General features: G+C 55.8%; 29 protein-coding genes. 10 read left to right on the forward strand and 19 right to left on the reverse strand.

The annotated features are described in order from the left end of the window. Nucleotides 1-205: 205 nt before the first annotated feature. The 3 genes from FPT12_RS25760 to FPT12_RS25770 form a co-directional block, all read right to left on the reverse strand. Complete coding sequence (locus FPT12_RS25760; RefSeq protein ID WP_145021854.1) at nucleotides 206-778, reverse strand: hypothetical protein; 573 nt, start codon at nucleotides 776-778, stop codon at nucleotides 206-208. Nucleotides 779-1,069: 291 nt separating this feature from the next. After that, on the reverse strand, nucleotides 1,070-1,303 hold the full coding sequence (locus tag FPT12_RS25765; protein WP_145021857.1) for a hypothetical protein: 234 nt from the start codon (nucleotides 1,301-1,303) through the stop codon (nucleotides 1,070-1,072). A gap of 12 nt (nucleotides 1,304-1,315) precedes the next feature. After that, complete coding sequence (locus FPT12_RS25770) at nucleotides 1,316-1,795, reverse strand: hypothetical protein (RefSeq protein WP_145021860.1); 480 nt, start codon at nucleotides 1,793-1,795, stop codon at nucleotides 1,316-1,318. Between the two features lie 624 nt (nucleotides 1,796-2,419). On the opposite strand from FPT12_RS25770, the gene FPT12_RS25775 reads away from it, so the two are divergent. Together FPT12_RS25775 and FPT12_RS25780 are read left to right on the forward strand one after the other, a co-directional pair. Continuing rightward, nucleotides 2,420-3,037 (forward strand): dTMP kinase, encoded by a 618-nt coding sequence (locus tag FPT12_RS25775; RefSeq protein WP_145021863.1) that lies wholly within the window; start codon nucleotides 2,420-2,422, stop codon nucleotides 3,035-3,037. Nucleotides 3,038-3,090: 53 nt separating this feature from the next. Continuing rightward, entirely contained in the window at nucleotides 3,091-3,570 is a 480-nt protein-coding gene (locus tag FPT12_RS25780) for a hypothetical protein (RefSeq protein WP_145021866.1), read from the forward strand. A gap of 195 nt (nucleotides 3,571-3,765) precedes the next feature. Here the strand turns inward: FPT12_RS25780 and FPT12_RS28145 are convergent, their stop codons facing one another. From FPT12_RS28145 to FPT12_RS28150, 3 genes are read right to left on the reverse strand one after another with little or no spacing between them, the layout of a single operon-like run. Next, nucleotides 3,766-4,026, reverse strand: a complete 261-nt coding sequence (locus FPT12_RS28145; protein ID WP_256676860.1) for a tetratricopeptide repeat protein — start codon at nucleotides 4,024-4,026, stop codon at nucleotides 3,766-3,768. Beyond that, nucleotides 3,993-4,451, reverse strand: coding sequence for a hypothetical protein (locus tag FPT12_RS25785; protein WP_256676861.1), 459 nt, complete (start codon nucleotides 4,449-4,451; stop codon nucleotides 3,993-3,995). The genes FPT12_RS28145 and FPT12_RS25785 overlap by 34 nt, the downstream gene beginning before the upstream one ends. Nucleotides 4,452-4,465: 14 nt before the next feature. Then, nucleotides 4,466-4,771, reverse strand: a complete 306-nt coding sequence (locus FPT12_RS28150; RefSeq protein ID WP_256676862.1) for a hypothetical protein — start codon at nucleotides 4,769-4,771, stop codon at nucleotides 4,466-4,468. A gap of 16 nt (nucleotides 4,772-4,787) precedes the next feature. Here FPT12_RS28150 and FPT12_RS28155 point away from each other — a divergent pair, with 16 nt between their 5' ends. Beyond that, nucleotides 4,788-5,153: a hypothetical protein gene (locus tag FPT12_RS28155; protein ID WP_256676863.1), complete on the forward strand. Its 366-nt coding sequence runs from the start codon at nucleotides 4,788-4,790 to the stop codon at nucleotides 5,151-5,153. Between the two features lie 290 nt (nucleotides 5,154-5,443). On the opposite strand, the gene FPT12_RS25795 is transcribed toward FPT12_RS28155, so the two are convergent. The 4 genes from FPT12_RS25795 to FPT12_RS25810 all read right to left on the reverse strand — a co-directional run bounded on the left by FPT12_RS25795 (nucleotide 5,444) and on the right by FPT12_RS25810 (nucleotide 8,232). Further along, nucleotides 5,444-6,058: an alpha/beta fold hydrolase gene (locus FPT12_RS25795; protein WP_145021869.1), complete on the reverse strand. Its 615-nt coding sequence runs from the start codon at nucleotides 6,056-6,058 to the stop codon at nucleotides 5,444-5,446. 202 nt (nucleotides 6,059-6,260) lie between these two features. Continuing rightward, nucleotides 6,261-6,695, reverse strand: coding sequence for a DUF6678 family protein (locus tag FPT12_RS25800; protein WP_145021872.1), 435 nt, complete (start codon nucleotides 6,693-6,695; stop codon nucleotides 6,261-6,263). A 119-nt stretch (nucleotides 6,696-6,814) separates the two neighbouring features. After that, the gene (locus FPT12_RS25805; protein WP_145021875.1) at nucleotides 6,815-7,297 is read right to left on the reverse strand and encodes a GNAT family N-acetyltransferase; all 483 of its coding nucleotides are present in this window, start codon (nucleotides 7,295-7,297) and stop codon (nucleotides 6,815-6,817) included. Nucleotides 7,298-7,425: 128 nt separating this feature from the next. Beyond that, the gene (locus FPT12_RS25810; protein WP_145021878.1) at nucleotides 7,426-8,232 is read right to left on the reverse strand and encodes a helix-turn-helix transcriptional regulator; all 807 of its coding nucleotides are present in this window, start codon (nucleotides 8,230-8,232) and stop codon (nucleotides 7,426-7,428) included. A gap of 96 nt (nucleotides 8,233-8,328) precedes the next feature. Between FPT12_RS25810 and FPT12_RS25815 the strand changes: the two genes are divergently transcribed. Then, entirely contained in the window at nucleotides 8,329-9,285 is a 957-nt protein-coding gene (locus tag FPT12_RS25815; RefSeq protein WP_145021881.1) for a threonine dehydratase, read from the forward strand. Between the two features lie 38 nt (nucleotides 9,286-9,323). Here FPT12_RS25815 and FPT12_RS25820 read toward each other — a convergent pair whose 3' ends face one another. From FPT12_RS25820 to FPT12_RS25835, 4 genes are all read right to left on the reverse strand, one after another. Continuing rightward, the gene (locus FPT12_RS25820; protein ID WP_145021884.1) at nucleotides 9,324-10,712 is read right to left on the reverse strand and encodes a heavy metal sensor histidine kinase; all 1,389 of its coding nucleotides are present in this window, start codon (nucleotides 10,710-10,712) and stop codon (nucleotides 9,324-9,326) included. After that, the gene (locus FPT12_RS25825) at nucleotides 10,709-11,380 is read right to left on the reverse strand and encodes a heavy metal response regulator transcription factor (protein WP_019689699.1); all 672 of its coding nucleotides are present in this window, start codon (nucleotides 11,378-11,380) and stop codon (nucleotides 10,709-10,711) included. Before FPT12_RS25825 ends, FPT12_RS25820 begins: the two co-directional genes overlap by 4 nt. 143 nt (nucleotides 11,381-11,523) lie before the next feature. Further along, on the reverse strand, nucleotides 11,524-11,778 hold the full coding sequence (locus FPT12_RS25830; protein WP_145021887.1) for a DUF2790 domain-containing protein: 255 nt from the start codon (nucleotides 11,776-11,778) through the stop codon (nucleotides 11,524-11,526). A gap of 202 nt (nucleotides 11,779-11,980) precedes the next feature. Continuing rightward, nucleotides 11,981-12,874, reverse strand: a complete 894-nt coding sequence (locus tag FPT12_RS25835) for a LysR family transcriptional regulator (RefSeq protein WP_145021891.1) — start codon at nucleotides 12,872-12,874, stop codon at nucleotides 11,981-11,983. Between the two features lie 192 nt (nucleotides 12,875-13,066). Between FPT12_RS25835 and FPT12_RS25840 the strand changes: the two genes are divergently transcribed. After that, nucleotides 13,067-14,593, forward strand: coding sequence for an MFS transporter (locus tag FPT12_RS25840; protein WP_145021893.1), 1,527 nt, complete (start codon nucleotides 13,067-13,069; stop codon nucleotides 14,591-14,593). An 82-nt stretch (nucleotides 14,594-14,675) separates the two neighbouring features. Here FPT12_RS25840 and wrbA read toward each other — a convergent pair whose 3' ends face one another. Both wrbA and FPT12_RS25850 read right to left on the reverse strand, forming a co-directional pair. Further along, nucleotides 14,676-15,029 (reverse strand): NAD(P)H:quinone oxidoreductase, encoded by a 354-nt coding sequence (gene wrbA / locus FPT12_RS25845; RefSeq protein ID WP_256676864.1) that lies wholly within the window; start codon nucleotides 15,027-15,029, stop codon nucleotides 14,676-14,678. 111 nt (nucleotides 15,030-15,140) lie between these two features. Next, on the reverse strand, nucleotides 15,141-16,088 hold the full coding sequence (locus FPT12_RS25850) for a LysR family transcriptional regulator (RefSeq protein WP_145021996.1): 948 nt from the start codon (nucleotides 16,086-16,088) through the stop codon (nucleotides 15,141-15,143). 122 nt (nucleotides 16,089-16,210) lie between these two features. On the opposite strand from FPT12_RS25850, the gene FPT12_RS25855 reads away from it, so the two are divergent. Then, nucleotides 16,211-16,651, forward strand: a complete 441-nt coding sequence (locus FPT12_RS25855; RefSeq protein ID WP_145021896.1) for a DoxX family protein — start codon at nucleotides 16,211-16,213, stop codon at nucleotides 16,649-16,651. 154 nt (nucleotides 16,652-16,805) lie between these two features. Here the strand turns inward: FPT12_RS25855 and FPT12_RS25860 are convergent, their stop codons facing one another. Then, nucleotides 16,806-17,804 carry an NAD(P)H-quinone oxidoreductase gene (locus FPT12_RS25860; RefSeq protein ID WP_145021998.1) on the reverse strand — a complete coding sequence of 333 codons (999 nt, stop codon included), beginning with the start codon at nucleotides 17,802-17,804 and terminating at the stop codon, nucleotides 16,806-16,808. A 185-nt stretch (nucleotides 17,805-17,989) separates the two neighbouring features. Here FPT12_RS25860 and FPT12_RS25865 point away from each other — a divergent pair, with 185 nt between their 5' ends. Beyond that, nucleotides 17,990-18,874, forward strand: coding sequence for a LysR family transcriptional regulator (locus tag FPT12_RS25865; RefSeq protein WP_145021899.1), 885 nt, complete (start codon nucleotides 17,990-17,992; stop codon nucleotides 18,872-18,874). A gap of 208 nt (nucleotides 18,875-19,082) precedes the next feature. On the opposite strand, the gene FPT12_RS25870 is transcribed toward FPT12_RS25865, so the two are convergent. Beyond that, nucleotides 19,083-19,874, reverse strand: coding sequence for a helix-turn-helix transcriptional regulator (locus FPT12_RS25870; protein WP_145021902.1), 792 nt, complete (start codon nucleotides 19,872-19,874; stop codon nucleotides 19,083-19,085). Nucleotides 19,875-20,014: 140 nt separating this feature from the next. Between FPT12_RS25870 and FPT12_RS25875 the strand changes: the two genes are divergently transcribed. Further along, on the forward strand, nucleotides 20,015-21,118 hold the full coding sequence (locus FPT12_RS25875) for a polyamine ABC transporter substrate-binding protein (RefSeq protein ID WP_145021905.1): 1,104 nt from the start codon (nucleotides 20,015-20,017) through the stop codon (nucleotides 21,116-21,118). Nucleotides 21,119-21,276: 158 nt separating this feature from the next. Further along, the gene (locus FPT12_RS25880) at nucleotides 21,277-21,534 is read left to right on the forward strand and encodes a hypothetical protein (protein WP_145021908.1); all 258 of its coding nucleotides are present in this window, start codon (nucleotides 21,277-21,279) and stop codon (nucleotides 21,532-21,534) included. A gap of 56 nt (nucleotides 21,535-21,590) precedes the next feature. Here FPT12_RS25880 and FPT12_RS25885 read toward each other — a convergent pair whose 3' ends face one another. Next, nucleotides 21,591-22,091, reverse strand: a complete 501-nt coding sequence (locus tag FPT12_RS25885; RefSeq protein WP_145021910.1) for a GNAT family N-acetyltransferase — start codon at nucleotides 22,089-22,091, stop codon at nucleotides 21,591-21,593. Between the two features lie 170 nt (nucleotides 22,092-22,261). Here FPT12_RS25885 and FPT12_RS25890 point away from each other — a divergent pair, with 170 nt between their 5' ends. Continuing rightward, complete coding sequence (locus FPT12_RS25890) at nucleotides 22,262-23,131, forward strand: GyrI-like domain-containing protein (RefSeq protein ID WP_145021913.1); 870 nt, start codon at nucleotides 22,262-22,264, stop codon at nucleotides 23,129-23,131. The last annotated feature ends 1 nt before the right edge of the window (nucleotide 23,132 follow it).

The raw sequence follows: 23,132 nt of genomic DNA on the forward strand, positions 1-23,132 counted from the left end.
CAGTGGCATCAATTTAACGGGGAGTTGGTGTCCGGTTTTGAAGGGGCAAGTCCAGTCACGAGGGATGCGGGTTGAGAGGACGATGATAGCAGCGGCAATTTTACGTGTGGCTACGGGCCAGTCTTGAATGCCTGCTTTTGGCCGGTAATAGTTTGGAGGCATCTTGCGCCTCATGCTCGCCGCGCTGGCGGACGCCCGTGGCACGTCATTGAAAAATCTCGGTGATTAAAAAGAAATGACGCCCATATGGTCGCGCCGAAGAGGTTACTCCCTTGTGTCCTGGTTCTTCAGGCCGGTTAAGCGGCTTGTCCGTTTCATCGTAAACAAGGCCGTAGAAGATATTCGGGCCAACAGCTCCACCGGTTCCGCCCCAGCTCCATTCGTGATACTTCGGAGACGGCCCGGGCAGGTTGCGAGCCAGTTCCGTGTAATGATCACGTGTCAGTTGAAAGTGAATCCAGTCGGGATTTATCTGATAGTGGATCGATGCCGCAAGTAGCCCGATCGTCACAACTGGCGCTGCGACGACAGAAACCAACCTTCGCCATCGACGAGCCCAAAGATTTGCCACAAGCCCTATGGCGAAAGTACCCGAAGCGATCAGTGCAGGGATGGCGAGCAGTGGAATCAGGAGAAGCCAAAGTCCAAAAAGCCGGTCCAACTCGTCACCAAGATAGAAAATAGTTCCGAACACCAGCCAAACGCAGAAGTGGCCCACGGCAAACCAGTCCTGTTTTCTCGATGGAATCTGCCCGATTTTACTTTCAATTATGTTCAAGAAGTCTTGTTCTTCGGGTCATTTTCATAAGGGCGCGAGCTAGTTCTGCCTATCTTCAGGGGACAAGTGAATCAGGTGCGATGAAGGTTAGTCTCTTAGATTGTCGTCAATCCAGGCCGGGCAGTCCAGTGACCGTTCGTGGCCGATTTCTGCCTATGGCCAGGGGATGAAATCGACCCAAAGCTGACGGTGGCGACAGGCAGAAATCGGCCAGAAGCAGTGGCCAATGTACTTAAGGGGACGGCTTTATTTTCTGATATTAAATCCGCCCGCCTTTCTCGCTCAGCCAACCTACTCAAACCGCCGCCGCTTCATGAACAACCCCATCCCAATCGCCACGGCAAAAGCCGACAGCAACCCTAGATCAAACCCCAACAAGCGGGTCTGACCGGCAACAACGCAGCCAACCGCACCCGCCACCACCAACACCACTCCTAGCCACTTGCGCAGCAGATACGGTTTGAGGAATTGATCGAACAGAAAGGACACCACCAAGGCAATGACCAATTGAGTAATGTCGGACATGTACGTCTCCAGTCAGGTCTTGATGATTAATGTCGAGAGGGTGCGTTGCGGGCCGATACCGCCATTGACCTGTGCCTCGATGCTGACCAGTACGTCACCCGCATGGTAGGTGGGTAGGATTTCATTGACATACCTGCGTACACCGGCCCCTACAGGTATCGCCACGTAAGAAGGGGCCACAGCCTTGGAGGCGGCGGCGAAGGCAGTGGTGGCAAGGTTGGCGATCGTGGTGCGTTGGGCGTTGAGGGCATCGCCCTGTTGCCGGGTCAACGGCTTGGAGATGCCGATCATCATCACGCACGGCAGGTTTTTGGCCAGCATCTTGTCGTACACCTCGACGACCTTGCTGTTGACCTCATAGTGGGCGTTTTTTGCCTCGCCAAAATGCAGCTCGCGCAGGCGCCCACGTTCGCTGTCGGTGAGGGTGATCTGCGAGATGTTGAAGACGATCCCGTGATTGCCCATGTATTGGAAAGTCCCTTCGAACTTCATCGCTCATTTCCTTTTGAGGCAAAGGTGGCGATTCTCTACAACGAGCGTATTGGATTCAAATCATTTCATCTGGCTGGAGCGGGGAGCGGTGAATGCCGGTCAGTTAAGCAGGCACCCTTGGCGAGCATTTTTTCCAGGGAGTCGAGCATAGCGGCGTCCTTATCAGTTTTGGCAGTGATTGACCGGTTGGGAGTTGGACCGCTATCGCGAGCAAGCCCCAGCTCCAGAGCAGAACAAGCCGCCCGCATCACCAAAAAACCTCTCTCCTACAGCTTCCACCTTTGAGATCGGCGCAATGTGTAGCGAGGATCATAAAGGCTGCTTTTGGCCGATTTCTGACTCTGGCTAGGGGCAGCAGTCGACCCTAAGCGGCCTGTCGCGAAAGGTCGCTACAGGCCATTTCCGGTCAGTCGTGACAAGTAAAATTTCGGCCACGCGCCTCGTTGCTGCTCCAGATATTTGCCCTGAGTGGGGGGCCGACCATGTCGGATTAACCAGAAACTAGGTTAGAGTGTTAGTCGATGTCTGTTCATAAGGGCCATCCACTCGATTCGCGTAGTCGCGCCAAGCAATTCCAGCGAACGAACCGGGCAAAAAAACCGTATATCAATCGTTATTTGAAGAATGAATCGTCCGCTGTTTGTTTCTCTAGATGGGCCCAAGGGAACCGGCAAAACCACACTGTTGGAGGCCGTTACGAAAGTACTGAGGGCAGACAACAAAAAGGTGATCCGACTTTGCGAGCAAAAAAGCGATCCCTATAGGGGCGAAACAATGGCCCTCGTTAACAAGCTCGTCAGAAATTCCACCCGGGATTTGGAGTTGAGGGTTTGTGAGCGCTTTGCTGATAGCCGTACTTGGATTTCCCTGCACGTGCTGGCTAAACAGCCACCAGGCAGCATCATCTTGATCGATCGCTGGTACCCGTCTGATGCCGCGTTTCGCCGGATAGTCCCGTTTGCAGAGATTCTACAGTTGAACATTGATCGAAACGTGCGAGTGCCAGACCTGCATGTCGGGGTTGTCACCGCCCCTGACATTTCATGGGCGAGGGCAGCGGCACGACGGCGTGGGCTGAGCAGTACTGTGATCCATAAGCTGGAAGAACATGTTGCTTGTACCAAGGCGTTCGAGCGAGCGATTGCAGATCACGGCTGGGTTTTATGCCGTAATGAAGGAACGATCGAAGACGCAACGATGCAGGTGACTTCTGAGATCTATAGAGTCCTCAATGCCCCGTAGGCGAAGTTCGCGCCTACTGTGACCGTATTTTAACCTCAGAAGAATTTAATAATATGAACCTAGCCAGCCTATCAATATCTGAACTGCTAAAGTTGCACGCCAAGGCGATTGATGAGCTTAAGAGTCGCGGCGTACTTAGAACAAAAAACAATCCTGTTGGAGATTACGCCGAATGGTTGGTTTCATCTGCTTTAAACCTAACCCTTGCTAAAAATTCAGCCGCCGGCCATGACGCCGAGACTAGTGATGGCAAAAAAATCCAAATTAAAGGGCGCCGTATAACTGCAAATAACCGATCAAGGCAGTTAGGCGTCATACGCAACCTCGAAAAGAATGACTTTGACGAACTGATAGCTGTAATTTTCAATGAAACATTTGAAATAATTGAGGCATACTTAATTCCGCACTCTGTAATTTCAGACTATAGCTCGTATAAGGCGCATGTTAACGGCCACATCCTGCATGTGCGAGGACCTTTGCTATTAGATAAACGCGTTATAAATATTTTCGCCAAATTAAACTATTCTAATTAGTAGCTCTAATCGCTCGTCGGGACCGGCGAAGTAGGCCCGCTAACCGAACGGCTAGCGGCTGCTTCTGGCCGTTTTCTGCCCTTCGCGATGGGCATAAATCGGTCAGTAGCAGTCGTTCACTCATCTGAGATGCGACGCAAGCGGTCACTCCGCGCTCGCTGACCCACCGCATTCGTCACTAAGCCGGCTCTCCTGCTACGGCATGGAAATCCTGTACTCGGCGAGCTTGGCCTTCTGCTCCTCCAGCACGTACTTCTTGTTGGCGATCTGCGAGAACTTCATGAAGTCGGCCTTGGCGTCGTCCTTGTCTCCCAAATGGTCGTACGCGATCCCGCGTGCGTAATAGGCCCAGGCATAGTCCGGCTGGCGCTGAAGGCCGGTGCTGAATGCTTCAGCGGCCTCTCGATACTGACCCAGGTCTGTCAGCGCGAGGCCCAGATGATAGTAAGTCGGCATGTGGAAGCCGGAACCCTTTCCGGCTTCCACATGCCGTTATCAAGGTTGTACTGCACGAGTTCAAGGGCTTTTTTCGGGTTGCCAGCGTCGCGATACATGGCGCTCAAGTCCAGGTTGGCGCGCGGATCAGGCTTGACCGCCAGTTGCATGGATTTTTCCTTGGCGGCCACGGCTTCTGGAAAGTGCTTGAGGTTGCTGTAGGCGTCGGCCTGCACCGCGTAAATCAAACTTTGCAGCGAGGCGGGCAGCGTATTTTTCTGCAGGCATAGATCACCTTCCTGCAGCACCAGAGGGTAGTTTTCGGCTTTGGACGCTTTAAGCTGATTAGCGCAGTGGACAAGGTTGGCTTTTTGCGGGTTCTGCATCCCTGCACAACCTGTGAGGATGACGGAGCAGGCGATCAGTGCGGGCCAGCGAGTATTCATGATAAGCATCCTTGTCAGTCGAGCAGATGAGCGTTGAGGTCAGGGCGATAGACCTGCAAGAGCGGCGCGGTCACGGTGCCTTGTAGCGAGCAGAACACGGTGGTGTGTCCCGCGAGCGGCGGTGTCGTGTCGCCCGTGTCGACGATCAGCACGCGGTCTACGAAACCAAACGGCGTGACGACGCCGGGGCCGGTCAGTCCTTCAGTGCGCCATTGACCGATCGGGTCACCGACGCGGCGAATTTCGGCGCGGGTAATGGCTTTGCCCTGACTGACAAAGCGTGCGTTGTTGACGATCAGCGGCTTGAGTTTTGCGGCCACCTCTTGCGGACACCTCTTGCGGCAAGCCATCGGCTACGAAACCCCAGAACAGAAAATTGCCGACGTTCTTGATGGTTTCGGCCTGGTTGTAATAGCCGACCATACGCACGCCGTTAACGATCAGGGGCGTTTCGAAGTGTTGGTAAGTGCCACCTTCCTGCAGCGGACTCATGATGGTCGGTGCCTTGACCAAGCCGTAGTCACTCAGACGCAAGGTACCTGCTGGCAGGCGGGCATCGCGCAGGCTCTCGAAGAAATGCGCATCGCAACGAGAGAACTCAGTCAGCAGTTGTTCGGGCGTGGTGACGGTCTGGGCTTGGGCAGTGCAGGCGGCGCCGACGGCGAGCAAAGCAACGCCGAAAAAAAGAGAGCGGAATATTAAAATCATCCGTGAAGTGGGAACGAAGGCTGTCGGCTGGTGAGTCGGGAACTTGAGCTATACGGGCCTGCGGGAGAAGGCCAGCTTCGCTTTTTGGCTGAAAGCAGGCATGGATCGAACGTTTGCTTCTGGTCGTTATCTTCCTGTCAAAGTCGGCAGAAAACGCCCCGTAGCAGGTGGTCAACGAGGTGCGAAATTACATGTCATAGACTAACTTCTGTCCGCTACCCGAGATGTCTTGAAACGCACGGGGCCGCACCATCAGTCCGCCGCGGTGGCAACAAGTGTTCCGCTCACCAGCAGGCCAGATGTCTCTCGATCAACCTTGCCACCTCGGCTGCGTGAGTAAAACCCAGACTGTGATCGGCGCCAGGGAAAACGTGTAGTTCCGCACGGGGTAACAGTTGAGCAAGGCGCTGGCCGACGCTAACGGGGCTGATCGGATCTGAATCTCCCCAGAGGAGCAGGACTGGCATGCGCAACTCGACCAGCCGGAGCGTGAGGTCGGTGCGGTCGTCGAGAAACCACCTCGGCAGTGTCGGGTTGTCGGCAGCAAAATCCGGGCGCCAGTCATGCGCGTCCAGAGCAGACATATCCACCCCGCCAGAAGTGACGCTCAGTATCAGGTGCGTGATCAGCTCAGGGCGTTCAAGCGCTGCAAGCACCGCGACTATGCCGCCCATGGACTGCGCCACCAGCGCTGTGGGCCGGTCGATTTCGGCCAGCACGCGAGTCACCAGATCATCCATGCCGGTCACGCTGGGCAAGGGCGGAGTGTCTCCAAAGCCGGGCCAGCCGATATGGACCTGCTGCGCAGGGTGGGCGAGGCGCTCAGCAACCGGATACCAAAACCGGGTGTTACCTGAGGCTCCGGGCAGGAAGAGGAGTTTGGCGGGAGATGCGATCACAGATTCGGTCCTTGAAGGTGGGATTGAAAGAGTCAGCAGGAGGGCAAAAAGGATGCTGCAAGGTTCGATGACCGGTTGAATCCACAGCTGATTGCTGCCGGTGGCAATCGACTGGAGTCGACCCAAAGCGGTCCCCCAGCATCCAGGTTAGATATTGTAATTACTGGGGTGAAGGGGTTAGCAGACAGCCGATCTCAGCCTGTCATGCAGGTGGAAAGTCTTCATACGATTTTGGGATGTACCCCCAAATTCTCAGAACGTCAGCGCGCACGTCAAACTCGAATCCAATTTGTGCGACGACCTTCGATATTTCGTCTGTATGGTCAATGGTTGTACGTGCAAGCAGTCTTCCTTTTGAGGGGGCTGCTTCCAACAAGCCAATGTCGAACCATTCGACGGACGCAAATGGAAACGGCAGATGGTAAAACCACTCGACATCCCACCCTGAGATGTATCCTGTGACGGATTTGAATCGGTATGACGGACGCCAACCCTGAAGCTGGCGGAAATGGTTGATCAGCTCATCCCACTTGGTATTGTTCGATGCGCTTGCCAAGTTTCTCGCAGCTACGGCAGCATGGATTTTCTTCCGTGTTACATCATCATGGCCCGCGCCGGACTTCGGTAGCTCGCTCATATTCAGTCCTATCGATTTTTTGGTGTTCAAGAATGAATGACTGACCGCTATTGGCTGTCAGTCACGAATGACCCCGCAGAGGTCCCTTGAACCTCTTTTCACCTTTAGGGTGATCGCCTTTACAGGCGCATTCCCATCTCGAAAGCACGAGTCTCAAACCCGAACTCTGTGTACATGCGAGCAGCACGTGCATTGAACGGCCAGACAGACAACCTCAAGTCCTGAGCGTCATGTTCGATTGCCCAGTCCTTAACGAGTTGAATAAGCCTACGTCCAATACCTTTCCCCCAAAATTGCTCGGCAACACAAACCGATCCGATGCGAGCAACATTCAGCGGTTGCATCAGCGGCCCAGAACTTGCCGACAGGCTGGCAGTAATGAAGGCGGCGGTCTGGTGACCGACATTCGCGATGAATACAACCTGACCCGGTTTCTCGAAAAGGCCTGACCAGTGAGGAAGGTCGCGCGAGAAGTCTTGGGTGGCAGCCGCGTAAATATCGGGACGGGCAGCGTGGTGCACCGCGTTAAGCAATTGTCCCAACTCACAAATGCTAAGTGCGTCTTCTACCGTTGCGGTTCGGTAAGTAATGGCTTCGTCCATGATGTGCAACTCTCCTTGATTGTGTAGGTGGTTCGCGGGGCTCCCGGTCTTTGTCTCATGGCCGGGAGGATATTCCAATGGTTGCTTTATGGCCGATATCTGTCCGACACCTGCACTAACGATCTCACCTATCCACGCAGCTGTACCGGACTTAATCCAAGACGTTGCCTGAACGTGGTTGCCATGTGCGCCTGGGAGTTAAAACCGCAGGTGTGGGCGATCTCTGCCAGGCTTGCTGTCGAATCGCGTATCAGCGCGCGGGCCTTGGCAAGGCGTCGGTCGATCAGGTAACTGTGCGGGCTCTTGCCCGTCGCGTTCTTGAATGCCCGCATGAAATATCCTTCGGACAATCCAAGTAAGCCCGCCATTGCCGGTATGCCCAGTGGCCCGTCGAGGCACGCGTCAATGAATTCATCGAGCAGACGCATCCGGCTGCCGGTGATAGAGCCTTGGGGTGGAGCCGAAAATGTTTGATCGCCCGTCGCTCGTTCAGCCAATGCGAGTGCCCAGGCCTCCCAATCGTCCTCCACTGAGGCGTGCAACAACGCGCTGCGCATTCGCAGGGCGAGGGTAATGGCCTGCTGATCAATGCGATTGTTGAATGCACTTTTCCCTACCAACGCATTACCGTCAGTGCGCATTACCCGCAGGTATTCACCGCCCATGGGGGACTCGGACAGCACGTCACAGCCGGCGGGGACGAACGCCAGACCGTTGGGCATGGCATCGAAGGGCAGCACTCGGTCGCTGCCAATGGCGTGAAGGCCTCGCTGGCTGTCGAAGGCAAAGCCAATCGCTGCCTGGGGCGCTACATACCGGGTCGCGTAGGCGGCACCGGGTAGCAATTCAATCGCCCATGGCCCTGCCTCGATTCGACGGACCGGTTCGGGGCGGGGCGTTGGCTGAAGGCGGCTTCGATGGTTCATGAACACCATAGTAGTGAAGCGAGGGCACAAAAGTCAGGTCAGTTTTTTGAAAGCCTGCGTGATGCGCTCGTGTCTAGACTGGGCAAAACCTCAGGGAGACGACTCATGCTCAGACTGACTCGCGACGATATCGAACACGCTGCTCACCACGTGTACCAGGTCATGCCCGCTACCGCTCAATACCCTTGGCCCTTGTTGGCCGAGCGCTTGGGTTGCACGGTTTGGGTCAAGCACGAAAACCACACACCGACAGGTGCTTTCAAGGTGCGTGGTGGCATTACCTTCATGCACTGGCTAAAGCGCGAACACCCGGGCATCAAGGGCATTGTCACCGCCACCCGCGGCAACCATGGCCAGAGCCTGGCGCTGGCAGCCGGCACGCTGGGTTTGAGGGCGCTGATTGTCGTGCCGGAGGGTAACTCGGTAGAAAAGAACAATGCCATGCGCGCCTTTGGCGGTGAAGTAGTCGAGTGTGGCCGCGATTTCGATGAAGCCCGTGAAGAGGCCGCGCGCCTGGCGCAAGCGCATGGCCTCTATCTGGTTCCGCCGTTCCATGCCGAGTTGGTCAAAGGTGTGGCCACATATGCGCTGGAGCTGTTCATGGCTGCGCCGGATCTGGATACGGTCTACGTGCCGATTGGCTGTGGCTCGGGGATTTGTGGGGTGATCGCCGCCCGCGACGCACTTGGGCTGAACACCCGGGTGGTGGGTGTGGTTTCCACTAATGCCGAGGCCGCAAAGTTGTCGTTTGACGCAGGAGCACTATGCGAAACCGCCTCGGCGAATACCTTTGCCGACGGCCTTGCCGTGCGTAAGCCAATTCCAGAAGCCTTTGCTATCTACGCGCAAGGTGCGCAGCGAATCGTATCGGTCAGTGAGGCGCAGATTGCCGAGGCCATGTGCGTGTATTACACCGATACCCACAATCTTGCTGAAGGGGCGGGTGCGGCGGCCCTTGCGGCGCTCATTCAGGAGCGTGAAGCAATGGCTGGAAGAAGAGTGGGGGTGATTCTGTCCGGTGGGAATGTGGACCGATCGGTGTATGCGAGAGTGATTGCGTGAAGTAAGTCGATGGAGTGAATGACCGCGGCCTGGCGCCCTTACTGTTCCCGTATCGGGAAAAACAGCTCGAAACAGGTCACGCCATTTTCACTGGTGACGCTGTAGCGGCCACTGTGCAGCTGCATGATTGTGGCGACGATCGAAAGCCCCAGGCCGTTGGACTGGGCCGAGCGCTCGCGTGATGGATCAACGCGGTAGAAACGCTCGAATAATCTCGGAAGGTGTTCCGCCGGGATGGTTGTTCCGTAGTTGCGCACGCGCAGATTGATGCCGTCCTCGGAGGGTGTGGCCTGGATCAACAGTTCGGAATGAGGGGCACCATATTTGATCGCATTGGCGCACAGGTTAGCCAAGGCGCGGCGTAGCAGCATGGGCTCGGCCCAGATAAGGCCGTCGCCCTCCGCGCGGATGGTCATATCGACGTCCGCGGCCAGACCTTCAAAGTAATCGGCTACGCGTTCCAGCTCGTCGGCGGCGCCCAGCTCCTGGCGCTGATCACGAGCGCTACCGGGGGCCGTACGGGCGAGGAACAGGATGTTGTCGAGCATGCGTGCCAAGCGTTCGAGTTCTTCGACGTTGGAGGCGAGCAACTGCTGGTAATGTTCCACGCTGCGGTTCTGCTGCATGGCGACCTGGGTTTCACCCAGCAAGTTGTTGATGGGCGTGCGCAGTTCGTGGGCCATGTCGGTCGAGACCTGGCTCAGTTGCGCAAAACCCTTGGCGAGTCGCTCAAGCATGGTGTTGAACGAGTCGATCATCGGCAGCAACTCCTTCGGGGCGCCTTCGCTGTCGAGTCGCTCTGTCAGGTTGCCAATGCCGATACCGTGGGCTTGCTGCGCCAGGCGCCTGACGGGCAACAAGCCGCGGTGAACCAATGCGTATCCCGCCAGCGCCAGGACAATCGCCGCGAGGCTGGCGAGGATGTAAACGCTGAGGCGATAGCTGGCGAGCACCGCGGTTCGTTCGGTCATCAGGCAGCCAACAGTCAGTTTCAGCGTGCCCGAGTCGATACTCGCGGAGATGGCCGCGAAGGGGGTTCCGTTCACGGCGGGTAGATGCTGTACATCGGTCAGTGACAGGGATTGGTCCATGGCCACGGGAGTGAGGTCGGGAATATCGATATGACGGGGATTGACCTGCAGTAAAGGGACTTCCCCTGGAACGCCAATCGTGAGTATGTACTCGCGATTGCCCAGCATGTTCTGAAACAGCACAGGTTTGGTCCTGATCAGTTCCCGCGTATTGCTGCCATTGAGAAAAGTACGCAGCTGATCGATGCGGTAGGCCAGGGTGGACTCGTCGCGTCGGATCAGTTCGCGCTCAAGGTCGCGATACAGTGCGACGCCGGTGGTGGCCAGCAGGGCGAAGGCCAGTAAGGCGAACACCACGGCCAGGCGCAGGGTGAGGGAGTAATGACGACGGTTCATGGTTGCGTATCAAAGCGGTAGCCAATGCCCCGCACACTGTGGATCAGCTTCAGCTGGAAAGGGTCGTCGATTTTCAGGCGCAGGCGTCGCACGGCCACATCCACCACGTTGGTGTCGCTGTCAAAGTTCATGTCCCAGACCCGGGAGGCGATCAGTGAACGAGACAGCACCTGATCCTGATGCGTGGCGAACAGGTGCAACAACGCAAACTCTTTGTTTGTCAGCGTCACTCGCACACCGGCGCGGGTGACGCGGCGCTTGATGACGTCAATCTGCAGGTCGGCGATCTGCAGTTGCTCTTCTTCCCGGGTCGGGCCCCGGCGGGTCAGGGTGCGCAGGCGTGCGACCAGCTCGGCGAAAGAAAAGGGTTTGATCAGGTAGTCGTCGGCCCCCAACTCCAGGCCTTTGATTCGGTCGGCGATGTCATCGCGCGCGGTCAGGAACAGTACCGGTGTGTCGGCTTCCTTGCGTAGGCGACGCAGTACTTCCCAGCCGTCCATCTTCGGCATCATCACATCCAGCACGATAACGTCGAAAGGCGTTTCCAGGGCCAGGTATAAACCCTCAACGCCATCGCGGGCCAGGCTGACGGAGTATCCTTGCTCCTGCAGACCATTGAGTAAGTAATTGCCCGCCTTGGGCTCGTCTTCCACGACAAGGATGTTCATGAGAATGACCTTGGTTCGGTGTCGGCATTCGCCCCCAAAAAGCGGGCCTGAAAGCCGAGAACAGGTGGCGCAACTTTAGCCCAATCATCAGGTTTTGTTGCGTATTGCCTGCTCCCGGACAGTCATGTACATACAGCATCCCATCAGTTTTCGTTGGTGCAACGTCCTTGAACCGAATAGTCCAGCACATGTTCCCGGCCCTGATGATCCAGGTAATCGAGACGGGCCGGAGTGACGTCACATTGGTCCGAAATGTCGGTCATGGACAGGACTTTCGCAACGTCCAGGTGGACGAAGAAACCGGTCCTGTCGTGGATCACCGCCGAGGTGTCGCTGGTACCGGCAAAGGCTGAACCGGTGGCGAGGAGGGTGGCGAATCCGAGTATGAACAGTTTCATGGCAGTATCTCCCTGTTTACGGTGGGCTGCCTGTTGTTTGGCAGTGAGTTCACAGTAACAAGGCAACTCAAACAGCCGACGAACAGAGCCATTACAAAGTTGTAATGCAATCTTGTTCGAGGCCAGGGCTGATGTGCTCCAACACGGTATGCGTTTTCACACAGCCTGGACCCAAAGTAGCGATTCGCAATCAATCGGGCACTTACCCTGGAATACCAATGGCTGTCAGCGGGTCCCAGGTCGATGGCGACTCGGACATTTCCACCAGCAGTTGCCCAAATGCGTGGGCCGCAGGTGTCTTTCCTGTGACACTCCAAATCAGTCTGAAATCAGCATCCAGCAGCGGTGGCAGGCCATGTTGACCGTCAATCACCACCATTCCGGGCTCTAGATCGCCCAGCGGTAGAGCGGTGACGGCAAGCCCCGCCAATACCGCCGCCCGCAGTCCTTGTTGACTTGGAGAGGTGAAGGCGACTCGCCAATCCACGGTGGAACGCTCCAATGCCTCTACGGCCACCTGGCGGTGCAAGCAGGGCGCTGGTGCAAACGCCAGCGGCAATGGGGCGTCGCCGGTAAACTCGAAACTCTGCGTCGCGGCCCAGACAAATCGGGTTTCGCGCAGTACGGTACCGCCGGCCTGACTGCCCGGAAATCCCATGACCACGGCCAGATCGAGCGCATCGGCATCGACCAGTGCGCGCAGATCGAGATAGGTACCGACGGTTACATCCAGACGTACTGCGGGAAACTGTCTGGCGAACCGAGTCAGTAACGGCGGCAGGCCGTCGCCGATGAAGTTTTCTGGCACACCGAAGCGCACTGCCCCGGATACCGATGACCTTTCGAAACGCCGGGAGAGGGCGTCTTGCGCTCTGAGGACGTGTTCGGCATGGCGCAGAAAATCTTCGCCATCTTCTGTCAGCATCAAACGTCGGGTGGTGCGCACCAGTAGCGTGGCACCGGTTTGTTCTTCCAAACGCCGGATCTGATGACTGATCGCTGACTGGCTCAAGTGCAGCCGCTCTGCGGCGCGAGTGAAACTACCGGTCTCCTTGATCGCGACAAAAGCGCGCAACAGAGTTGGATCGAAGTCCATTAAGTCAACTCATGAGGGATATTAATAAAACTTACGAAATTAAATCATTTCTGTCATTTTTTAATTACTTCCAGAATGCGGCCGGTCACTTGGACGTGTGCCTGGTGACGCTGGCGAGACTATCGCGTCTCCTCCCTGATGGCGTTCAGGGTGGTCTTGCCAGCGCCCATCAACTTGATCTGGAAGATCATGATGCAGTTCACTTCTTCGCAAAAAGATGTTTTCACAATAGCCGCCGTTTGTTTGGCCTCGCTGATGTTCGGCCTGGAAATCTCGAGCGTGCCGACAATCCTGCCCATTCTTGAATCGGTTCTGCGCAGCGATTTCAAAGATATGCAGTGGATCATGAACGCCTACACCATTGCCTGCACCACGGTGCTGATGGCCACCGGCATACTGGCGGATCGGTATGGGCGCAAGCGAGTGTTTGTCATTAGCCTGGTGCTTTTCGGCGTTACCTCACTGGGCTGTGGATGGGCGCAAAGCACCAGCGTGTTGATCGCAAGTCGATTCCTGCAAGGTATGTCCGGTGGTGCCATGCTGATCTGTCAGGTGGCAGTGCTGTCTCACCGATTCCAGTCGGGCGCTGCGCGCGGCAAGGCTTTTAGTGCCTGGGGGATCGTGTTTGGCATCGGTTTGGGGTTCGGTCCGATTATTGGCGCAGTTATCGTGGCGTTGTCGAGTTGGGAATGGGTATTCCTGATGCATGCGCCAATTGCCGTACTCGCGCTGGGGCTGGTGATCGCCGGTGTCGATGAATCCCGCGATCCGCAGCGTCGCAGGCTTGATGTGTTGGGTATTATTTCACTGTCGCTGGCGGTGCTAGGCCTTTCCTGGTTCATCACTCAGGGAGCAGGGGTGGGTTTCTCCAGCGGTTCGTCCATCGCCAGTCTGGTTGTGGCAATGATGAGTTTCATCGTCTTTGTCGTCGCGCAGCGACGCTATGTCGATCCGATGTTCGACTTCTCAGTGTTCCGCATCCGCCGCTTCTCGGGTGCGTTGCTGGGGGCGGCGGCCATGAACTTCAGCTTCTGGCCATTCATGATCTACCTGCCTCTGTATTTTCAAAATAGCCTGGGCTACGCCAGTGTCGGCACTGGTCTGGCACTACTGGCCTATACGCTGCCGACGCTGGTTGTCCCACCGTTGAGCGAGCGGCTGGCGCTGCGCTATCGGCCTGACGTGGTGATTCCCGCAGGTTTGTTCACCATAGGTTTGGGGTTCTTGCTGATGAAATGGGGCAGCAGTGTCACGCATGCCAGCTGGCTGACGATGCTTCCGGGCTGCCTGATCGCCGGGATCGGGCTGGGGCTGACCAATACGCCTGTTACCAATACCACCACCGGATCGGTGCCCAGTGAGCGCGCTGGCATGGCATCGGGCATTGATATCAGCGCTCGTATGATCAGTCTTGCAATCAATATCGCGCTGATGGGATTCATCTTGGTGGAAGGTATCCTGTCTTCCCTGCACAACCAGTTCCCCGGCCTGTCCGATGATGTGCAACTGAGGTTGCTGGCGGAAAATATTTCAGCCGGCAACTCTGCCGTATGGGCGCAGACTGGCCAGGAGCTCACGATTCCGGTCGATGTCGCCAACGCAGCTTTGGCGCATGGGTTTGGCTGGGTGATGCTCTATGGCGGAATTGCTGCATGGGTACTAGTGGCGGCGAGCTGCCTGGTCTTTCGTTCGAGTAAAGCCGTTCATTCTCGGCAGTGACTGTAATCCGAAGGACTGCTCTGGGCTGTTTTCTGCCCCTTCAAGGTTTGGCAGCCGGTTTGCACCGGCTGCCGTTAACGGCTCAGTCGAAAAGTTTAGCTGCGGTTTTCGCAATCAATTCACCTTGGTGGCGAGCACCTGCCAACTCGATTTCACTCGGCTGGCGTGAACCGTCTCCCCCGGAGATCGTCGTTGCGCCATAGGGCGCGCCGCCAACGATTTCCGTCATGTTCATTTGCCCTTGATGGCTGTAGGGCAAGCCAACGACGGTCATGCCGAAATGGAAGAGGTTGGTAATGATCGAGAACAGCGTGGTTTCCTGGCCGCCATGTTGAGTGGCGGAGGACGTGAACGCGCCACCGACTTTTCCATGCAATGCACCACGAAGCCAGAGTCCACCGGCCTGGTCCAGGAAGGCGGCCGTTTGGCTGCTCATCACGGCTATAGGCCGCGACTGATGAGAATTTCCCATGGATTTCTGTTCAGAAAAACCAGCTTAAAATCGAACTCCAGGTTCTAAAAAATAGAAAAGATGGAAGCTCTACGGTCAGTGATGCAAAGGCTCCCTGTGCTTTGGACGAGCGGGCGCATCACCCTCTGAGCATTGTTGAGCGAACCGATCAATCAACCACCTTGCGGCGGGTCCTGGCGGCAGATCCGTGCGATAGATGGCGTCGAAGGTATACATCCCGCTTTTGTATTCCGGCATTTTCAGGTGGACGAGTCGGCCAGTATCCAGATCTTCCCGAACCATCGTGATCGGCATGTTCCCCCAGCCAATACCTTCACGTAGCAACATGTGTTTAGCCCCCAGGTCGGCCAGTCTCCACGTGCGGGTACTGAGGACTGCGAAATCCTTGTCTTTTGTCAGGAGCGAACGGTCGGACAGCACAAGTTGGATGAACTCACGTCCAGCACCTGGAATATTCGAATCGCTTGAAGCCAGTGGATGATTGGGGGCTGCCACCGGAATCAGCTCAACACTGCCGACCGCAATTCTTTCGATGCCATCAATCCCCTCATTCATCGGGCCACTGACGCCGACTGACGCGCCGCCGTTGATCACCAGTTGAGTGACTGCGCCGAGCGCCTCCATATGCAAGTGGAGTGCAACCGTAGGAAATTCCTCTCGAAATGATTTGAGTGCGTCCACCACGCGCTCAGCGGGAAGCATCACATCCAGTACGACATGAACTTCAGCTTCGAGCCCCTGAAGCAGGCCTTTTACTTTGGCGCGTAACCCGTGAATGCCATTGGCGATGGTTCTGGCTTCGGCCAGAACGGTGCGGCCGGCATCGGTGAGCAGGGGCTTACGAGTCGTATGGCGGTCAAACAGCGACACGCCGAGTTGCATCTCAAGATTGGCGATCGAATAGCTGATGACTGAAGTGGCTCGGTGCAGTTTTCGTGCGGCGGCCGCAAAACTGCCGACCTCGACAACCGTCAGGAACACACGCAGTTGATCGAGAGTGGGAGTGCCTGGGTCTGAGATCATTTCGATTTCCTCGAACGTAATCGTCGAAATTAGTCGGCTATTACGATTGTAGAGTGGGTGGCAGACTTTCTTCAACGCGGTGCTCCAATGGTGGATGCGCCCAACTTGATGGAAGAACGACCATGTCCCAATCTGCAGCTACTCCTTCTCGCGATACCCATGAACTGTCCAGCTCTGTCGCTACCAGCGCCACGGCGGCTCTGGTCGGCCGTGTGTTCCTCAGCGCCATCTTCATCCTCTCGGGCATCTCCAAACTGAGCGCCCCGGCGATGATGATCGGCTACATCGGTTCGGTGGGTTTGCCATTCCCGCAACTCGCACTAGCGTTGGCTATCATCATTGAACTTGGTGGTGGTATCGCGCTGATCGCGGGCTACCGCACCCGTACCGTGGCGCTGGTGCTTGCGCTGTTCAGCGTGATCACCGCGCTGGCATTCCATAACAGCCTTGGCGACCAGAACCAGTTCATCCACTTCTTCAAGAACATCGCCATGGCGGGTGGCCTGTTGCAGGTCGTCGCATTCGGCGCCGGTCGCTTCAGCCTCGACGCCCGTCGTCGCTGAGCCAAGAGCGCCGCAGTGGATGAACGCGTGCGGCGCCTCTCGGGTTTCATCTTTCGAAATAATCCGAGGATTCACCATCAAAGCCATACGTGTGCATGAATACGGCAACCCGGATGTGCTGCGCCTGGAAGACCTCGCCGACTTCCCACATTTTTCAACCAATGAGATCGGCACCTGTTGTCAGGACAATTTTTCCAAAGTGTGTGCCGGAATCGATCAGCTCGTGAGCGCTGCGAGCGTCGGTAAGCGCAAAGGTCTTGTAGATAACCGGCTTGATCTTGCTGCTCTCGATGTGCGGCCAGACCTGCTGCTCGAGTTCATTGATGATGGTCGCCTTGTCTGCGGAGGTGCGCGATCGCAAGGTTGAGCCCATGTGCGTTAGACGTTTCATCATCATAGGCACGACGTCGAGGTCCTTCGCCGGGCCTTTGATCACACCCACCTGGAGGATCCGGCCGTCCATCGCTGCTACGTCGTAGTTTCTCTGTACGTAGTCACCAGCAATGATGTCGAGGATCACGTCGACGCCTTTTCCATTGGTGGACTGCTTCGTTTCGGCGACGAAATCTGCTTCGAGGTAATTGATCGCGAGGTCCGCGCCGAGCGCCAGGCTGGCCTCCCGATGTGCTTGCGAGCCAACGGTCGTGATGATTTTCGCAGCGCCGAATGCCTTCGCCAGCATGGTCGCCGTGGTACCGATCCCTGACGCGCCGCCATGGATCAACACCGATTCACCGGCTACCAGCTTGCCGCGCTGGAATAGGTTCAACCATACCGTCATGAACGTTTCAGGCATGGCCCCCGCTTCCACCAATGTCAGGCCTTTGGGGATACGCATCGTGTTGCTGGCATCCGCGACCGCAAATTCTGCGTAACCACCACCGGGAATCAATGCACACACCCGTTCACCGATCTGGAAGTTGGGCACATTGGAGCCAACGGCAACCACCTGGCCTGCCACTTCCAGCCCTGGAATGTCCGTTACTCCAGCGGGCGGATCATAGAGCCCTTTACGCTGGAAAACGTCCGGGCCGTTCACGGCAGCCGCGTGGATGCGGATCAGCACCTGATCGGCGGCCGGCACAGGCACCGAGCGCGTAGTCGGTACCAGGACCTCAGGACCGCCGGGCTGTTTGATTTCAATGGCGGTCATGGACGACGGCACGCGATACGTTGAAGCAGACATAGCTACCACTCCTTCAATAAATGATGCTCGATTGATCCGTGAGGATCATTGAGCGAGGCCCCAAGTCAGCGAAGTATAGGTATCGACAGTGATGCTGGCGCGCAGCATTATTCATTGGGTGAGATGCAAATTTGCATCAACAGGAGGACGTGATGAATTGGGATGACGCGCGAGTGTTTCTCGCGGTGGAGCGCGAAAAAACGCTCCGTGGAGCAGGCAGGGTGCTCAATCTCGATCAGGCGACGGTCGGCAGACGGATTGCGGCACTGGAGCACGCTCTACGTGCAACGCTCTTTCTGCGCACCTCTGAAGGTTACGCGTTGACCACCGCAGGCGAGATCGTGTTGAGATCAGCGGAGAAAATGGAGCACTCTGCACACGAACTCGTCAGACAAACTCAAGGCACGGATACACGGCTGGCGGGGGACGTAAGAGTCACCAGCACCGACTTGATCGCGCTCGAATTCCTGCTTCCCGCCATCGAACGCCTGCATGCTGCGCATCCCGAAGTGCGGGTTTTGCTGGACACGTCGACGCGCATGCTGAACCTGGCAAAGCGTGAAGCGGATATCGCGGTCCGGTCAGTCAGGCCGGATAATCCCGATCTTGTCGCGCGGCGCCTTACTCGCTGGCCCATGGCGCTCTTCGCATCGAATGCTTATCTCGAACGACACGGCAAGCCCGCCGTTGGTTCCGCATTCTCGGGTCACGATCTTGTCGTTTATCAGGGACATGGGATCGGCAATCGATCACCGACACTTGCTGGCGAACCGATACACGCGGGACGCATCGTATCGACCTTCAATTCCAGCCTCATGCTGCGTACTGCGGTAAAGGCCGGCATCGGCATCGGTGAACTTCCGATACATCTGGCTGAACACGACGGCCTTGTGCAGATATGGCCCGAATCGGCACGTGGGGCGGTCTACGAAGTCTGGCTCGTCACGCATCAAGACCTTCGGCATACCGCGCGCATCGCAGCAATGATTGATTGCATCGTCGGCGCGTTCGAAGATCACGCGACCCACACAAAATAGTCACTCATGACTTGGTTGCTGCAGCTGCGTGCCGCGTTAAATAGTCTTCGACAGCGTGCCACCAGCGCCGGGCATGGTGGTCCTCAATCCAGGAATAGCCTCGTTATGCTGGTCGCAATGATCCGGTGGATGAAGTTGTGGTCAGACCAGATTCGTACCTGAAGCCGTGAACCCGTTTAGAGGTGATGTCCAGACTAAAGCACTGACTTCAATTTGTAGGGGAGGTATCCTGTTTTGGCATAAAGAAACGAGCAAATAGTTCGGATTGTGATTTGATATTTAATTTGGCGTAAATATTGCGGCGGTGCACTTTTATCGTTTCTGTCGACAGGGAAAGTTTTCCGGCTATCTCTTTGTTGGAGAAGCCACTCAGTAGCAATTTGAGTACGTCATTTTCGCGTGTTGTTATTTGTGCTCCAAGCGGGGTAATCGTTTCTGCCCATACCGGTGGCTCGGTGAGATTTTTTTCTACGTCAATCTCAAAACACATGCGTTGATGCATTAGTGCAATAACCCATGGCTTGATAATGTCAAGTATTGTTATTTGTTCTTGATTGAAATGGATGTTGCTGCCAAGGGACATGCATAACGTTCTGTCGGCGTCGAGCTGGACATTGTACTGCGCTTCATCTACGGAAATGTACTGTGCGAAATATTGATGATAGTACTCGGTTTTAAGGAAGTGCTCCGGTGCAATATCCAGCAGATGAAAGAAGCCGCTCTGCGGGTTTTCTCGATTGGCTATATAAAATGGATCCAGCAGATAAAGCCCTTTCACATAGCGATGAATGAATGCGTCTATCTCTTCGATATCGGCTACTTCAGGAAGGCTGATAACGTGTACGTGTTGATTGCTAAAAATCAATACAACCCAGTTATCGATCTGCACATATTCATTCAATGTGCGAATGAGTGAGCTCCAGAATTCTGGGCGGTTCAACTGCATGATCAGCTTCCCAATCGATCGGTGCCAGGCCAGGCTATGAAGGTCGAGTGGCATTTTCTACCCCTTTAGGGTTAGGGATTCGTAGGTCAGAGGTAAGTATTCGTAGGTATTTACTATTCGCTAATGCCCGGTATATTCACTATTCAGGGCTTGGGATGGCCATGAGGGCACATCGTCTTGACAAGGATAGTTGCATGAGAAAATCACCTTTGCGAAGCATTTTTTCAGCCTCGCTTCTCTGTGTAGGGATCAGCACATCAGTGGCGGCTGTAGAGCCTGGGATGTATCTGTATAACTGGTTCGGGCTTATCGCACCGGAGACCCCAAAGGAGTTTGAGCAGGAAACCGGTACCAGAATGCAGATGGATGCGTTCGACAGTGCCGAAATCATGCAGAGTAAGGTAATGGCTGGGCGCACGGGGTATGACGTGGTTGTGGCTACCTCCAATGTGTTGCCAAGCCTGATCCAGGCGGGAGTCCTTCAGCCCTTGGATCGTAATCAACTGAGTAATTTGTCCCATATCGATCCTGATATCTTGTCCCAGGTCGCGGTCAATGATCCTGGTAATCGCTACGCGGTGCCCTATTTATGGGGTACCACCGGCATTGGCTATGACGTTGATAAAGTCAAAGCGGCATTGGGTGATAACGCTCCGGTGAATAGCTGGGATCTGATCTTCAAAGAAGAAAATATCAGCAAACTCCAGTCGTGTGGTGTGGCAATGCTCGATTCTCCCAGTGAGATCGTTTCGATTGCTTTGCATTACCTTGGGCTCCCCAGCAACAGTAGGAACCCGGATGATTACCAGAAAGCACAAGCCCTGCTGTTAAAAATCCGTCCCTACGTCCTCTATTTCGACTCATCCAGAATCGACGCTGACCTGGCGGATGGCAATATTTGTGCGGTTGTGGGATGGGCTAATGGCGCCCTTGCTGCGCAGGCCATAAACGAGAAGGCCAAAACTGGGCGCAAGATTGCTTACAGCCTTCCTCGCGAGGGCGCGCTGGTGTGGTCGGAAAATCTGGTTCTGCTAAAAGACGCACCTCACCCGAAGGACGGGTTGGCGTTTATTAATTATATGTTGCGGCCAGAAGTTATCGCCAAGACCTCAAATCACACTCTATACCCTAACGCTAATAAAGATGCCACTGAGTTTGTCGAGCGGACGCTGGCAGACAATCCTTGGGTTTACCCAGATCAAAAGACGGTTGCTACACTTATTCCACTTGAGCCGCTGCCATTGAAGTTGGAGCGTGTCCGCACCCGAGTTTGGACCAAAGTTAAGACTGGCATTTGATCTGATTGGGGTGTTGTCTTTATTGAAGAGTTGCTTCCGTTTCCTGCAATAGCCAGCGTTTATTTAAAATGCTGGTCATCACGTAGGGAGCCGGGGCTGCCTTTATCAGTCGACTGACCAAAGGGTTGTCACAGCAGTTCCAGGGAAGGAGAAAAGTCATGCGCCAAGGTGATTGCCAATGCTACTTGGAGTCGGACGAATACAAAGCCTACAAGGAAATTGAGGAACAGATCGCCCATTGCACGCCCGAACAAGCCTGGGCCATGTATTACGTCTCGGCCGGAGCGGTGCGTGAAAACATCACCCTGGCGGTGATGGAAAACATCGCCAGGGGTAACAAGGCACTGCTGGTTGAGTTCCCCGATCTTGCACCGACTGCTACGGGGCATGTGTTGCCTGCGCGGTCTCTTGGCTGACTTGCATTAACCCTGAAGGCGCCCGTTTTACAGGTGTTGGCCAATCATTCACCGATCTAAATCGAAAGGCCAAACCGATAATCGTGCTCTGTCCCTTCTTGTCGAGAGGCATGTTCGATCGAGAAGCCACACCGTTCGAGTACTTTTGCCGAGCCGATATTGCCAGCGTATACGTTGGCAACCAGTTGTTTAAGGTTCCAATGCAGCTGCGCCTCCTCGATCAGATGCCTCACCGCCAGCGTTGCCAGTCCCTGTCCGCAAGCGCTTTGAGCAATCCGATAGCCGACTTCTGCCGAGCGCTCGGCTATGTCGATGCTTTTCAGGTTCGCTCGACCCACTATCTTTCTGTCAGGATCTTCGATGACAAAAGGGTGCCAGGTTCCGGCGGCAAAATCGGATAAATAAGCCGCAATGTGGTCGGTGACGCCCTGCACCGAGTAAAAAGCCGAATCGCGTGCGTCAATGTGGCGCTCAAACCATTCGCGATTGTCCCGTTCAAACGTCAGTAACGCCTCAACATCGGTACTTTGCAGGGTACGAATTCTGATGGGCTTCATAAGGTCGCTCCTTTTTCTGTCACCGAGGGCAACGCCTTCCGTGTGGTCGCCTGATCGTAAAGGGATGCGGCTTTACTGGCTACCCAAGCGCTTTGAGCAAACACGGCTAGGCGCGCTCATACCGGCATAGTCGATCCTATGCCTACCGTACTTCCCGGAGCCTTTACCCAGTGTCTGACATGCCGATCAACGCCGCCTACGCGAAACGCTTCAACGTCGTACTCGCCTACATCGATGCCAACCTTGAAGGTGTCCTTTCGGTGAGGGCGTTGAGCCGTGTGGCGAACTTTTCGGAGTATCACTTCCATCGACAATTCACCGCGTTCGTCGGCGTGCCGGTCTCACGTTATGTGCAACTGATGCGGCTACGACGCGCGGCACATCGCCTGGCCTCCCTTGCAGATCATTCGGTGCTGGATGCCGCACTCGGTGCCGGCTTTGAAAGTCCCGAGGCATTTTGCAGGGCGTTCAGGCGGGCGTTCGGTATGACGCCGAGTGCGTTCAGGAAGCAACCGAACTGGCAGGTCTGGGGTGCGGTGTTTGCAATTCCTCATTTTTCCAGGAGCATCATCATGCAGGTACGAATCGTAGAATTTTCTGAAGTCAGGGTCGCGGCGCTTGAGCACCGTGGGCCAGCCGGGCTCGTCGATGAGAGCGTGCGCAAGTTCATCGAGTGGCGTATGCAGAGCGGACAGTCGCCGGTGGCATCGAGTCGGACTTTTGGCATTCCCTACGGCAATCCCGATACGACACCGCCGGAAGAATTCCGCTTCGCAATCTGCGGCGAAATTCACGAGGCAGTGGCGCCGAATGAGTTTGGCGTGCGCGAGATCGTCATTCCTGGCGGCCGCTGCGTGGTGGTGCGACACGTGGGCTCGACGGATCATATCGGCGAAACGATCTATCCGATCTACCGCGACTGGCTGCCTGCCAGCGGTGAGGAGCTTCGTGACCAACCGCTGTACTTCGATTACCTGAGTGCTTATCCCGAGACACCACAGGATCAATGGCAAACCGATATTTATATTCCGTTGCAATAGC

Origin of the sequence: Pseudomonas sp. H3(2019), from assembly GCF_007713465.1 — a bacterium.
Classification (GTDB): domain Bacteria; phylum Pseudomonadota; class Gammaproteobacteria; order Pseudomonadales; family Pseudomonadaceae; genus Aquipseudomonas.

Bases quoted from the DNA above. Each gene is read 5' to 3' on its own strand.
- FPT12_RS25765 (WP_145021857.1), bottom strand. From the start codon at position 1,303: ATGTCCGACATTACTCAATTGGTCATTGCCTTGGTGGTGTCCTTTCTG.
- FPT12_RS25770 (WP_145021860.1), bottom strand. From the start codon at position 1,795: ATGAAGTTCGAAGGGACTTTCCAATACATGGGCAATCACGGGATCGTC.
- FPT12_RS25775 (WP_145021863.1), top strand. From the start codon at position 2,420: ATGAATCGTCCGCTGTTTGTTTCTCTAGATGGGCCCAAGGGAACCGGC.
- FPT12_RS25780 (WP_145021866.1), top strand. From the start codon at position 3,091: ATGAACCTAGCCAGCCTATCAATATCTGAACTGCTAAAGTTGCACGCC.
- FPT12_RS28145 (WP_256676860.1), bottom strand. From the start codon at position 4,026: ATGCCGACTTACTATCATCTGGGCCTCGCGCTGACAGACCTGGGTCAG.
- FPT12_RS25785 (WP_256676861.1), bottom strand. From the start codon at position 4,451: ATGAATACTCGCTGGCCCGCACTGATCGCCTGCTCCGTCATCCTCACA.
- FPT12_RS25800 (WP_145021872.1), bottom strand. From the start codon at position 6,695: ATGAGCGAGCTACCGAAGTCCGGCGCGGGCCATGATGATGTAACACGG.
- FPT12_RS25805 (WP_145021875.1), bottom strand. From the start codon at position 7,297: ATGGACGAAGCCATTACTTACCGAACCGCAACGGTAGAAGACGCACTT.
- FPT12_RS25810 (WP_145021878.1), bottom strand. From the start codon at position 8,232: ATGGTGTTCATGAACCATCGAAGCCGCCTTCAGCCAACGCCCCGCCCC.
- FPT12_RS25815 (WP_145021881.1), top strand. From the start codon at position 8,329: ATGCTCAGACTGACTCGCGACGATATCGAACACGCTGCTCACCACGTG.
- FPT12_RS25820 (WP_145021884.1), bottom strand. From the start codon at position 10,712: ATGAACCGTCGTCATTACTCCCTCACCCTGCGCCTGGCCGTGGTGTTC.
- FPT12_RS25825 (WP_019689699.1), bottom strand. From the start codon at position 11,380: ATGAACATCCTTGTCGTGGAAGACGAGCCCAAGGCGGGCAATTACTTA.
- FPT12_RS25830 (WP_145021887.1), bottom strand. From the start codon at position 11,778: ATGAAACTGTTCATACTCGGATTCGCCACCCTCCTCGCCACCGGTTCA.
- FPT12_RS25835 (WP_145021891.1), bottom strand. From the start codon at position 12,874: ATGGACTTCGATCCAACTCTGTTGCGCGCTTTTGTCGCGATCAAGGAG.
- FPT12_RS25840 (WP_145021893.1), top strand. From the start codon at position 13,067: ATGCAGTTCACTTCTTCGCAAAAAGATGTTTTCACAATAGCCGCCGTT.
- wrbA (WP_256676864.1), bottom strand. From the start codon at position 15,029: ATGAGCAGCCAAACGGCCGCCTTCCTGGACCAGGCCGGTGGACTCTGG.
- FPT12_RS25850 (WP_145021996.1), bottom strand. From the start codon at position 16,088: ATGATCTCAGACCCAGGCACTCCCACTCTCGATCAACTGCGTGTGTTC.
- FPT12_RS25855 (WP_145021896.1), top strand. From the start codon at position 16,211: ATGTCCCAATCTGCAGCTACTCCTTCTCGCGATACCCATGAACTGTCC.
- FPT12_RS25860 (WP_145021998.1), bottom strand. From the start codon at position 17,804: ATGACCGCCATTGAAATCAAACAGCCCGGCGGTCCTGAGGTCCTGGTA.
- FPT12_RS25865 (WP_145021899.1), top strand. From the start codon at position 17,990: ATGAATTGGGATGACGCGCGAGTGTTTCTCGCGGTGGAGCGCGAAAAA.
- FPT12_RS25870 (WP_145021902.1), bottom strand. From the start codon at position 19,874: ATGCCACTCGACCTTCATAGCCTGGCCTGGCACCGATCGATTGGGAAG.
- FPT12_RS25875 (WP_145021905.1), top strand. From the start codon at position 20,015: ATGAGAAAATCACCTTTGCGAAGCATTTTTTCAGCCTCGCTTCTCTGT.
- FPT12_RS25880 (WP_145021908.1), top strand. From the start codon at position 21,277: ATGCGCCAAGGTGATTGCCAATGCTACTTGGAGTCGGACGAATACAAA.
- FPT12_RS25885 (WP_145021910.1), bottom strand. From the start codon at position 22,091: ATGAAGCCCATCAGAATTCGTACCCTGCAAAGTACCGATGTTGAGGCG.